Annotated in this window: 11 protein-coding genes; 4 read left to right on the top strand and 7 right to left on the bottom strand. The window is 69.6% G+C overall.

Annotated features, from left to right (window positions below):
• Positions 1 to 1199, top strand: a 1199-nt coding sequence (locus AB0305_RS21260; RefSeq protein WP_366173957.1) for a DUF222 domain-containing protein, incomplete at its 5' end; no start/stop codon positions are given.
• Between the two features lie 225 nt (positions 1200 to 1424).
• Here the strand turns inward: AB0305_RS21260 and AB0305_RS21255 are convergent.
• Positions 1425 to 2231, bottom strand: a complete 807-nt coding sequence (locus tag AB0305_RS21255) for a GNAT family N-acetyltransferase (RefSeq protein WP_364137975.1) — start codon at positions 2229 to 2231, stop codon at positions 1425 to 1427.
• 60 nt (positions 2232 to 2291) lie between these two features.
• Between AB0305_RS21255 and AB0305_RS21250 the strand changes: the two genes are divergently transcribed.
• A complete protein-coding gene (locus tag AB0305_RS21250; RefSeq protein ID WP_364137977.1) occupies positions 2292 to 2978 on the top strand; it encodes a methyltransferase domain-containing protein in 687 nt (228 codons plus the stop codon).
• A 74-nt stretch (positions 2979 to 3052) separates the two neighbouring features.
• Positions 3053 to 4408, top strand: coding sequence for a solute carrier family 23 protein (locus tag AB0305_RS21245; protein WP_364137979.1), 1356 nt, complete (start codon positions 3053 to 3055; stop codon positions 4406 to 4408).
• Between the two features lie 93 nt (positions 4409 to 4501).
• Here AB0305_RS21245 and AB0305_RS21240 read toward each other — a convergent pair whose 3' ends face one another.
• Positions 4502 to 5029 carry a hypothetical protein gene (locus AB0305_RS21240; protein ID WP_364137981.1) on the bottom strand — a complete coding sequence of 176 codons (528 nt, stop codon included), beginning with the start codon at positions 5027 to 5029 and terminating at the stop codon, positions 4502 to 4504.
• A 122-nt stretch (positions 5030 to 5151) separates the two neighbouring features.
• Between AB0305_RS21240 and AB0305_RS21235 the strand changes: the two genes are divergently transcribed.
• Positions 5152 to 5667, top strand: coding sequence for a DUF6328 family protein (locus AB0305_RS21235; RefSeq protein ID WP_364137983.1), 516 nt, complete (start codon positions 5152 to 5154; stop codon positions 5665 to 5667).
• On the opposite strand, the gene AB0305_RS21230 is transcribed toward AB0305_RS21235, so the two are convergent.
• The 5 genes from AB0305_RS21230 to AB0305_RS21210 form a co-directional block, all read right to left on the bottom strand.
• A complete protein-coding gene (locus AB0305_RS21230) occupies positions 5664 to 7226 on the bottom strand; it encodes an MFS transporter (protein WP_364138438.1) in 1563 nt (520 codons plus the stop codon). The genes AB0305_RS21235 and AB0305_RS21230 overlap by 4 nt on opposite strands.
• Before the next feature lie 120 nt (positions 7227 to 7346).
• The gene (locus AB0305_RS21225) at positions 7347 to 8471 is read right to left on the bottom strand and encodes a glycerate kinase (protein WP_364137985.1); all 1125 of its coding nucleotides are present in this window, start codon (positions 8469 to 8471) and stop codon (positions 7347 to 7349) included.
• 43 nt (positions 8472 to 8514) lie between these two features.
• Positions 8515 to 9315, bottom strand: coding sequence for a glycerophosphodiester phosphodiesterase (locus tag AB0305_RS21220; RefSeq protein ID WP_364137987.1), 801 nt, complete (start codon positions 9313 to 9315; stop codon positions 8515 to 8517).
• A 26-nt stretch (positions 9316 to 9341) separates the two neighbouring features.
• Entirely contained in the window at positions 9342 to 9584 is a 243-nt protein-coding gene (locus AB0305_RS21215) for a hypothetical protein (protein ID WP_290257051.1), read from the bottom strand.
• Positions 9585 to 9746: 162 nt separating this feature from the next.
• Entirely contained in the window at positions 9747 to 10565 is an 819-nt protein-coding gene (locus AB0305_RS21210; protein WP_364137989.1) for an HAD family hydrolase, read from the bottom strand.
• Positions 10566 to 10680: the final 115 nt, after the last annotated feature.

The raw sequence follows: 10680 nt of genomic DNA, 5'->3' as shown, positions 1-10680 counted from the left end.
GCCTCTGCCTTGCCGGGGAACTTCTGCCCCGGGTTGGGCTGACCGGCCAGCCGATCCCGGCCGTTCACGGGGAACTGGCCGCGGCGTTCGCGGGAGGGGAGGTCCCGTCCCGGTCCGCGACCATCATCACCCAGGCCCTGGACCGGGTCCGGCTCCTGACCGACCCTGCCACCGTGACCCGGATGGAAGAAGTCCTGACCACGGTCGCGGCGGTTCATGACCCGGACTTCCTGACCCGGGTCGCCCGCCGCTGGGTCGACGGCCTGGACCAGGACGGTGCCGAGCCCTCCGAGGAGCTCCTCCGCCAACTCCAGGGCGCGTTCATCCGCCGTCCCCGGCACGGTCTCCAGCACCTGGAAATCTTCGCGACCACCGACCAGTTCGAACACCTCCTCACGGTCATGAACACCGCCACCAACCCCCGAACAGCCGCGACCGTTCCCGGAGCGGTGGATGCCAGCGGGACCACCCCGGCCGCTGCCGACAAAGATGCTGCCGTAGGCTGCATAGTTTCGGCGGAGGAGGTTTTCGCTGCGGAATCGGGAGTGTCCTACGAGCGGCTGGATCTCCGGTCCCGCCCGCAGCGGTTGCTCGACGGCCTGATCGGCGCCTGCAAGGCCGCTCTCGCCACCGGCGGACTCCCCGCCACGGGCGGCCTCCGACCCCAAGTCCTTGTCACCATCGACTACCGCGACCTCCTCACCCGCCTCACCACCGACTCCGGCATCGGGGATCAAACAGCCGGTGAAGGGGTGACGGCTTCCGGCACCCTGGGTCTGGCCGGGACCGGGACGCTGGCCTTCACCGGACCCGTCGCCGCCGCCACCATCCGCAAAATCGCCTGCGACGCGGACATCATTCCCGTCCTCCTCGGCACCGACGGCCGGGTCCTGGACATCGGGAGGACCAGCAGAATTTTCCCGCCCCACATCCGTAAAGCCATCACCGCCCGCGACAAAGGCTGCACCTTCCCCGGCTGCACCATCCCCGCCCCCTGGTGCGAAGCCCACCACATCGACTACTGGTCCCGCGGCGGATCAACCAGCACAGACAACGGTGTCCTGCTGTGCTCACACCACCATCACCTGATCCACAAAGAACAATGGACCATCCAAACCCGCGCCGGGACTCCCTGGTACATCCCGCCACCCCACCTCGACCCCCACCAAAAACCCCGACAAAACCACTACTTCAAATAGTGAAGGCAGAGCGGACGGGCGCGGACGGTATGGAGCGTCACTCCGATCTACAAGGCACTGACTCGAGAAGGGCGCGCCGCAGAAGCAACTGCCTGTGTGGGCAGAGGCTGCGGTAACGGCGACGGCCACTTGCGGCGCACGGACTCCGCTGAAGCCCGGCGGTCAGTCCGAGGGCAAGGAGCCACCAACTTGGATGTCCTCAGGCCGAGGCAGCCACGTCGGTCATCAGTTCCCGTCGGCTCCGGACGAACGCCGCCAGAGATACGGCGTCGTGGTCGACACGCGGACCAGTCCGGAGCGCTCCAGGATGGGACGCGAAAACTCGGTCGAATCGCTGTGGATGAGCGTCTTGTCCAGCTCCAGCGCCGCACACGCCCGGGCAGCGGTGACCGCGCGGTAGATGCCCCGGCCACGCCATTCCGGCCGCGTAGCGCCACCCCAGATGCCAGCGAAATCGGTTCCGGGGACGGGTTCCAGACGCCCGGCGCTGATAATCATGCCGTCGTGCTCGGCCACCCAAAGCTGCATCCCGTCGTCCCGGGCCGCGCGGCGCAACACCGCCTCCGCGTTGCCGTCAGAGGCCGGACTGCCGAAGACCTCGTCCTGCATGGCGCACATCGCCCGGATGCCAGCCTCGTCGGACACCTGCCGGACGGTCACACCCGGCGGAAGGTCGACGCCGGCCGCCAATCCGCTGGCCCCGCCGATCATGATCGACTCGGTCTCGTCGGCCTCCAGGCCATTCTCCACAAGGGCGTCGTGCAGTCCGGGGGCGTGATCGTGGCCGCGGGTCTTCCACTCGAAGCGGTCGATCCCGGGTTGGGCGCGGTAATACTCGACGGTCTCCGCCACCCACCCGGCGATCGTCGGCGCATCTGCCCCGCCCAGATCCTGATAGGTGACGAACCCCCTGCCGCCGGAAAAGGTGACGAGACGCAGCGGACCCAACCGTTCGACGGCCACGGCACTTGGGGTTTCGGCGTCGGTGCGAAGCTGCTGGTCATAGGCCGCGAGGAGCTTAGTCGTCGTCATCGGGCCCACGATACAGCGGCATCGCCGGGCGGCACTGTCATGCCGCGGTAGGCTCGGGCCATGCCGGAGCCCGCCTATCACGCCGCCGTCCGGTCCGCATATGACACGGTGGCTGAAACCTACGCCCGGGTCCTGCCGGACCTCGGCTTCGAATCCGCCGAAGATCTGGCCATGATCCAGCGCTTCGTAAAGGATGTCGGCGCCTCGCCGGACCGAAGCGTGATCGACGCCGGCTGCGGCACCGGCCGGCTCGCCGCCCACCTCGCGGGCGCCGGGCTGAACGTCACCGGCGTCGACCTCTCACCGACCATGGTCCGGGTGGCCGGGCGTCTGCACCCAGGAATCGAGTTCGCAGCGGGCGAGCTCACCGCACTGCCGGCCGACAATGGGTCCGTGAACGGCGTCGTGGCCTGGTATTCGATCATCCACCTCGAGCCCGGCGACATACCGGCCGTCGCCCGCGAGTTCGCGCGGGTCCTCCGGCCGGGCGGCGCCGCGCTGGTCGCCTTCCAGGCCGGAAGCGGCTCCCGCACCCTGACGCGCGCGTACGGGCACGACGTCGTGCTCCGCGCCGAACTGCACAACCCCGGCGACGTCACGCGCTGCTTCGCCGCCCACGGCTTCGCGCCGCTGGAGCAACTGCTCCGGCCGCCGAGGGAGTCGGAGAAGCAGCCCCAGGCCGTGCTCCTGTTCCGGCGCGGCGCCGGTCCCGGCGGCCAACAGGACCTGTCGACCGCCGCCCGCTGACGCCGTCGCGGTAAAGTGTCACCCGGAAGATTCCTTCCCAGCCCCGCGACACCCTTTTTGAAAGGCTCACTGCCATGAGCATGCTCGGAACCAACTGGAAGATCCACGGAAACGGCAAGTCCATCCGCCCCGGCGAGGTCGTCCGGCCCGACGAGCGCCTGGCGTGGCCGCTGACTATCGGCGTCGGCATGCAGCACGTCGTGGCCATGTTCGGCGCCACCTTCCTGGTTCCGATCATCACCGGCATGCCCCCGGCCACCACCCTGTTCTTCTCCGGCGTCGGCACCCTGCTGTTCCTGGTCATCACCAAGGGCCGCGTCCCCAGCTACCTCGGCTCCTCCTTCGCGTTCATCGCCCCGATCATGGCCTCGCAGCAGCAGTTCGGCATCCCCGGCGCGCTCGGGGGCGTGGTAATGGCCGGCATCGGCCTCGCCATCATCGGCGCGATCGTGCAGAAGTTCGGGGCGGGCTGGATCAACCGCCTCATGCCCCCGATCGTCACCGGTGCCATCGTCGGCCTGATCGGCCTGAACCTGGCCCCCGCGGCCAAGAACAACTTCGACGCCGCCCCGATCACCGCCCTGATCACGCTCGCCGTCATCATCGTGGTCAGCGTCTTCTTCCGCGGCATTCTCGGCCGGCTGAGCATCCTGGTGGGCGTCGTCGTCGGCTACCTCGTCGCGATCATCCGCGGCGAGGTCAACTTCGCCAAGGTCGACGCCGCCGCCTGGATCGGCCTGCCGCACTTCCAGACCCCCGAGTTCCACCTCGGAGTCGTCGGCCTCTTCGTGCCGGTGGTCCTGGTGCTGGTGGCCGAGAACATCGGCCACGTGAAGTCCGTCTCCGCCATGACCGGGCAGAACCTCGACGGCGTCTCCGGGCGCGCGCTGATGGCCGACGGCGCCGCAACGGTCCTCGCCGGCCTCGGCGGCGGCTCCGGCACCACCACCTACGCCGAAAACATCGGCGTCATGGCCGCCACCAAGGTCTATTCGACGGCGGCGTACTGGGTTGCCGGCCTCTTCGCCGTGATCCTCAGCTTCTCGCCGAAGTTCGGCGAACTGATCGCCACCGTCCCGGCAGGTGTCCTGGGCGGCGCCGCCACCATGCTGTACGGCATGATCGGCGTCCTCGGCGTGAAAATCTGGGTGCAGAACAAGGTCAACTTCTCCAACCCGGTCAACCTCACCACGGCCGCCGTCGCCCTGATCGTCGGCATCGCGGACTACACCTGGACCATTGGCGACCTCAAGTTCACCGGCATCGCCCTCGGCTCGGCCGCCGCCCTGGTGATCTACCACGGCATGAAGGCCATCGCGAAGGCCCGCGGAACGGTCGCCGAACCGGAGACCGAGGACGGCACAGTCGCCGCCGCTGCCCGGGGCGCCGTGAACGCCGCCGCCAAGCGCGCCCCCAAGAAGCGCCGCTAAGCGCGGACCCGCGGCCTGGAACACGGCAAGGGCGGCCCCTCTCCCGGGAAGGAGTGGCGCCGCCCTTGGTGTTACTGCTGCCGAAACCGGTGGTTAGCCGGCGTTGAAGGACTCTTTGTCCTCGTCGTCGCGATCCTTCGGTGAGTGCTCCTCCGGCAGGTCCGTGCCGGAGCCGTCCGGAATGCCGGCGGCGTCCTGCCCGGACTCCGAGGAGAACGGGCGCCCCGGTTCGGCTTCCTCGGTGTTGGCCGAGTCCATGTCAGCTTCCGACGACGGCACGGCGCCGCCGTTCTCGGCTGCCGTCTCGTCGCCGGACTCGAAGCCCTGCTCGGTGCTCTCGTTTTCCGCGTTCATCTGCTCCTCCGTTCCTCCGAAGCGTCCCGCTCCGGGTTCTCCTGCACTGTCCTGGTCTTCCGCGCCGAACTGGCTCAGATCCGGGGCGCCGGCCGGGAAGGTCTCACCGTCCGGGCTGTCCTGGTTCAGGCCCGCGGCGTCGAACGCTTCTTCGTCGCGCGGCTGGGCGAAGCTCTTGGTGTCGCCGCCGGGCATCTCCTGCTCGGCGGTGGGTGTGCCGTAGCCGCCTGCTTCTTCCTCGACGACGCGGTGCTGGTCTTCAGACATGTGCTTCCTCCTGGTTAGCGGCGGCCGGCGGTCAGCCTGGCAGAATTTCCCTGCTCTTCCACCGTACCCGAAAATCGTCAGTAAGCTTAGTACCAGAGCGAAATCTCAGGTGAGGAGCAGCGATGGCGCGCGCCGATGAGTCCCGGGACGCCGGGCGGAGTGAGACCTTTGACGAGAAGATGGACCGCAACTGGGGCGAACTGCTGCAGGAACTCCGGGTGCTGCAGACGGGCGTGCAGATCCTGGCCGGCTTCCTGCTGACGCTGCCGTTCCAGAGCCGCTTCGAGAAACTGGACGGCTTCGAAATCGGACTCTACCTCTGCAACGTGGTCCTCGCGGCGCTCACCACGGCCCTGATTCTCTTGCCGGTCAGCGCTCACCGCCGGCTGTTCCGGCAGGGCCTGAAGGAGGTTCTGGTCTCCAGCGCGGACCGGATCGCGAAGACCGCCCTGGCCGCCGTCGCCCTTCTCAGCGTCGGGACGTCGGCACTGGTTTTCGACGTCACGATCGGGCGGACCGCCGGGATCGTGGCCGGCGCGGCGCTCCTGGCGGTCCTGCTGGTGCTGCTGGTCCTGGTGCCGGACCGGCTTCGGCGGAAGGCCCCGGGGCGCAGCACCGTGAATGGCCCTGACCACTAGCCGGCGGGGTGCTCCCTCCGCTCGGCGTCGCCCTCCCGGTCCGACGCGTCCGACGCGCGCTGCTCCGACGCCGGCTGGTCCGACTCGGCCGGATGGTAGGTCTCGTCGAACGGCATCTCGTTGAGATCCAGCAGCTCGTTATCCTCCTGCCCCGCCACGAGTTCGTGGGCCTCTTCGACTGTGTCAACGCTCGGCATCGAGCCCATCAGCGGCCGGCCGGCCGTTTCCTTGATGAAGTAGACGGCGACGGCACCCACCGCAGACGTGGCCATGAGGTAGTAGGCGGGCATCATCTCGTTGTTCGTGCCGGCGATGAGGGAGGCGATGATGAACGGCGCTGTGCCGCCGAAGATGGCGACGGCGAAGTTGTACGCAATGCCCATGGCGCCGTAGCGGCTTTCCGTCGGGAAGAGCGCCGGGAGCGTGGAGGCGAGGTTGGCCACGTAGAAGGTCAGCGGGAAGGCGATCAACGCCAGCCCCAGCAGCGTGGACCAGATGGCGCCGATACCGATCAGCAGGAAGGCCGGAAGGGCCAGGACCACGGTGCCCAGCGAGCCGATCCAGAGCACCGGACGGCGGCCGATCCGGTCCGAAAGCTTGCCCGTCAGCGGGATCGCGGCGGACATCAGGACCAGAATCGGGATGGTGAGCAGGGTGCCGTGGAGCTCGTCGTAGCCCTTGTTCGAGGTCAGGTACGTGGGCATGTAGGAGGTGAGCGCGTAACCCACGGTGTTGGCGGCGGCCACGAGGATCATCGCCAGCAGGATTCCGCGCCAGTGCGAGGCGAAGATGGCTACCGGGCCCTTGGCGTCCGCGGATTCGCCTTCCGCCCCGCCGGTCTGCGCGTCGAGGCTGGCTTGGAACGCCGGGGATTCCTCGATCTTCATCCGGAAGTAGATGGCGATCAGCCCCAGCGGGCCGGCGATCAGGAACGGGAGCCGCCAGCCCCAGGCCTGCATGGTGTCCTCGCCGAGGGTGACCTGCAGCAGCGTGACCAGTGCGGCGCCGATGGCGAAGCCCATGTAGCTGCCGAGGTCCAGGAAGCTGGCGAAGAAACCGCGCCGGGCGTCCGGGGCGTGCTCACTGACAAACGTGGTGGCGCCGGCGTATTCGCCGCCGGTGGAGAAGCCTTGGATCAGCTTGGTGGCGACCAGCAGCACTGCAGCCCAGATGCCGAGGGTGGCGTACCCGGGCAGCAGGCCCACCACGAAGGTGGACGCGGCCATGATGATCAGTGTCATGGCGAGCACCCGCTGACGGCCAATCTTGTCGCCGAGCCAGCCAAAGAAGACCCCGCCGAGCGGCCGGGCCACGAAGGTGGCGCCGAAGGTTCCCAGCAGGAACAGATTTTGGACGGTCTTGTCCGCCTCGGGCAGGAAGACCGGGCCCATGGTGGTGATCAGGTAGCCGAACACGCCGACGTCGTACCATTCCATGGTGTTGCCGACGATGGTTCCGCCGAGGGCCTTGCGCATCACGCGCCGGTCCACGACATTGATGTGTTCGACCTCGAGCCGCCGTTCGCGGAGCTTGGGGCGGCGGGCGGTGCTGCGCTTCATGGACATGCGGATCTCCTGTCACGGCCACCGGTATGCGCGTGGCCCTGGCAGGGGGTCACGGCCCCCAATGAAGCAATCTTATTCAGCGGGGAGCCGCTAAACCAGAGTCTTCACCGCCACTTAGGCGCCCTCGAGCACCTGGCTGGTGGTCCAGGCGAGGTACTTGGCCGCCTTCGCCTGCGCCTCCTCGGGCGAAGGGGCCGTGTCCACAAGCTGCGCCGCCGCAACCACGCCGCGCCGTTCCAGGTCTTCCGGGGTGACCAGGATCCGGCCGGCGACCATGATCACCGGGATGCCGAGGGCGTGCGCGGCGTCGGCCAGCGCCACGGGGGCCTTGCCGGTCAGCGACTGCTCGTCGAGGGACCCCTCCCCCGTGATCACCAGGTCTGCGCCGCGCAGCTTGTCGGCAAGGCCGGTGAGGCCCGCCACGAGCTGGAAACCGCTCTCCAGGGCCGCGTTGCTGAAGGCCAGGAACGACGCCGGGAAGCCGCCGGCCGCGCCGGCGCCGGGGACGTTGACGTCCCGGCCGGTGGCCTGCCGAAGCACCGAGGCCCAGTTCCGCAGGCCCGCGTCGAGCCGTTCGACGGCGTCCTCGTCGGCGCCCTTCTGCGGACCGAAGACGTGCGCGGCGCCGTCGGAGCCGTACAGCGGATTCTGCACGTCGACGGCGATGCGCAGCGTCACGGCCGACAGCCGGGGGTCCAGTCCGCTGACGTCGACGGCCACGACGTCAGCCAGCGAGCCGCCGCCGAGGGGCACCACGTTGCCGTTGGCATCCAGCGGCTTGAGGCCCAGGGCGCGCAGGGCGCCGCTCCCGGCGTCGGTCATCGCGGACCCGCCCACGCCGAGGATGATCTCGGTGGCGCCGGCGTCGAGGGCGGCGGCGATCAACTGCCCGGAGCCGTAGCTGTGGGCACGCAGGGCGTTTTCCGGCGTCGGCTCCATGTGGGCGAGCCCGGAGGCCTGGGCGGTCTCGATGACGGCGGTGGCCCCGCCGAAGGCGTCCTTCCGGATCGCCCAGGCCGCGCCGATCGGCGCCAAGATGGGCCCGACGACGGCGTTCAGCCGCTCCTCGTAGCCCGCGGCAACTGCGGCCTCCAGCGTCCCCTCGCCGCCGTCGGCGACGGGCAGCTGCAGCACGGAGGCCTCGGGGTAGACACGGAGGGCCCCCTCGGCCATGGCAGCGGCGGCTTCGGCCGCGGTGAGGCTGCCTTTGAACTTGTCCGGGGCAATCAGGATGCGCATGGGTCCATCCTGCCAGCCGGGGCAGACAGGCAGGGACGTGCAGTCAGTCCCGCCACTGGCCGCGGTCTTGGAGCACGGCCTTGAGCAGGTCCGCCCTGTCCGTCACAATGCCGTCGACTCCGAGGTCCAGAAGCCGGTGCATCTCCGCCTCCTCATTAATGGTCCAGACGTGGACATGCAGGCCATGTAGGTGGGCGCGCCGGACGAAGCCCGCCGTCACCACCGGGACCGCACCGAACCGGACCGGGACCTGCAGGGCGTGGACCCCGCGCAGGGCCCACGCCGTCACGCGCCGCAGCACCGGCGCCGGGAGTAGCGGACCCAGCAGCACGAACAGCGCGTTGGAGGCCATGCCGGCGGAGCTAGCGGCCGGCCGGCTCAGGCGGCGGAGGACCGCGCGGCGCCTGCGGTCGGAGAAGCTGGCCACCAGCACCCGGTCGTGCAGCCCGTGCCGTTCGATCGCGGCGGCCAGTGTCTCCACCGAGTTCCAGTCCTTGACGTCCAGGTTCAGCCGGGCGTCCGGGAATTCCGTGACCAGTTCGGCGAGCTCCGGGATGGGTTCGGTGCCGGCGATCCGGGCCCGGGCTACCGTCTCGGCAGAGAGTTCGGACACTCGTCCGGCCCCGTCGGTGACCCGGTCCAGGGTCTGGTCGTGGAAGAGCAGCAGCACGCCGTCGGCGGTGGTGTGGACGTCGGTTTCCAGGTACCGGTAGCCGAGGCCGACGGCGGCGCGGAACGCGGCCATCGAGTTTTCCGCACCCTTCGGCGAGAACCCGCGGTGGGCGATGGCCACGGGCGTGTCGGGGGCGCCGTCGCGGGCGAGGAAGGGGTGCTCTGCGCTCATCCGGTCAGCGTACCGGAGCCGCGGTCCTAGCCGTGGGGCAGGATTTCGACGCCGTCGCTGCAGTGCAGCAGGGTGCGTCCGCCGCCGTCGAGGTCCACCCAGACGGTGGTGTGGTCCACGGTGAGCGCGTCGACGAATCCGGCCGCCTCGTAGCCCGGGGACAGCCGCACCCGGACCCGGTCGCCCTGGCGCAGGCTCTGCCAGTGGGCGTCCGGGGTGACGCGCCGCAGCGGCTGGTCGTCAATGTGTCGCTTCACGTTCCTGGCCATGATTGCCCGCCCTCAGTCATCCGATCCGTTCAGTGGTCTGAGCGTAGGAGGCCAAGGTGAACGGCAGTTGGCCGCCAGCTGGGAATCACATGTCCGCGGCGCGGGCGGCGCGACGGCGGGGCGGGCGGCGCGGCGCGACGGGTCAGGACAGAAGGCGGAGGGTCAGGGCTGGCGGACGCCGAGGTCGGCGAGCCGGGCCTCCAGGATCTGGGCCACGCCGTCGTCGTCGAAGTGCGGGGCCGTGTGCGCGGCGGCGCGGATGGCGTCGGGGTGGCCGCTGGCCATGGCGTAGCCGTGGCCGGCCCAGCGCAGCATCTCGATGTCGTTCGGCATGTCCCCGAAGGCCACCACGTCCTCGGCGCCGAGGCCCAGGGCGCGGGCATATTCGGCGAGGGTCACGGCCTTATTCACGCCCGGGAGGGAGAGCTCCAGGAGGGCCATATTGGGGGCGGAGTGGGTGGCGGCGGCCAAGTGGGCAACGGCGGGCGAGACGTCCGCGAGGAACTCGTCCGCGGTGCCTTCCCGGATGATCGCCATCAGCTTCACCACGGAATCGCCAGGACGGAGCGTCTCTTGCAGCGGGGCCGGGGTGACCTCGTCGAGCAGGCCGGCCGAGTTGCCGCCCAGGAAGTGCGGCTCCAGGTGGAAGCCGTCGAGGGTTTCGGCGGCGAACAGCGCGTCCGGCCGGATGCCCTGGATGATCCGCCGGGCCTCGAAGACCGATTCGAGGGCCAAGGCGCGGGAGGAGATGACCCGGTCGGATTCCAGGTCCCAGACCACGGCCCCGTTGGAGCAGATCACGGTTCCGGTGTGGCCCAGCTGGTCCCGGAGGGGGTGCAGCCAGCGCGGCGGCCGGCCGGTGACGAACACCAGCTCAACGCCGGCGTCGCGGCAGGAGTGGAAGGCGCGGACGGTCCGTTCGCTGATCCTGCCGTCGTGTCCCAGGATCGTTCCGTCGATATCGCTCGCTACCAGCCGCATGCTGCCAGTCTACGTCGGGGGCCCCGGGGGGGGGCCCGGGGGGCCCCCCGGGAGTGGGGGTGGGGAAAAAAAAGAGGTGGTGGGAGTTTGCGGGGCGCCCGGGCCCGCCGAAAGG

The organism is Arthrobacter sp. NPDC080086, from assembly GCF_040702285.1.
This window is presented reverse-complemented; position numbering and strand designations above follow the sequence as displayed.

Excerpts from the sequence above, each read along its gene's own strand:
- AB0305_RS21240 (WP_364137981.1), bottom strand. The coding sequence starts at position 5,029 with ATGTCTGAAGACCAGCACCGCGTCGTCGAGGAAGAAGCAGGCGGCTAC.
- AB0305_RS21220 (WP_364137987.1), bottom strand. The coding sequence starts at position 9,315 with ATGAGCGCAGAGCACCCCTTCCTCGCCCGCGACGGCGCCCCCGACACG.
- AB0305_RS21255 (WP_364137975.1), bottom strand. The coding sequence starts at position 2,231 with ATGACGACGACTAAGCTCCTCGCGGCCTATGACCAGCAGCTTCGCACC.
- AB0305_RS21230 (WP_364138438.1), bottom strand. The coding sequence starts at position 7,226 with ATGAAGCGCAGCACCGCCCGCCGCCCCAAGCTCCGCGAACGGCGGCTC.
- AB0305_RS21250 (WP_364137977.1), top strand. The coding sequence starts at position 2,292 with ATGCCGGAGCCCGCCTATCACGCCGCCGTCCGGTCCGCATATGACACG.
- AB0305_RS21210 (WP_364137989.1), bottom strand. The coding sequence starts at position 10,565 with ATGCGGCTGGTAGCGAGCGATATCGACGGAACGATCCTGGGACACGAC.
- AB0305_RS21235 (WP_364137983.1), top strand. The coding sequence starts at position 5,152 with ATGGCGCGCGCCGATGAGTCCCGGGACGCCGGGCGGAGTGAGACCTTT.
- AB0305_RS21245 (WP_364137979.1), top strand. The coding sequence starts at position 3,053 with ATGAGCATGCTCGGAACCAACTGGAAGATCCACGGAAACGGCAAGTCC.
- AB0305_RS21215 (WP_290257051.1), bottom strand. The coding sequence starts at position 9,584 with ATGGCCAGGAACGTGAAGCGACACATTGACGACCAGCCGCTGCGGCGC.
- AB0305_RS21225 (WP_364137985.1), bottom strand. The coding sequence starts at position 8,471 with ATGCGCATCCTGATTGCCCCGGACAAGTTCAAAGGCAGCCTCACCGCG.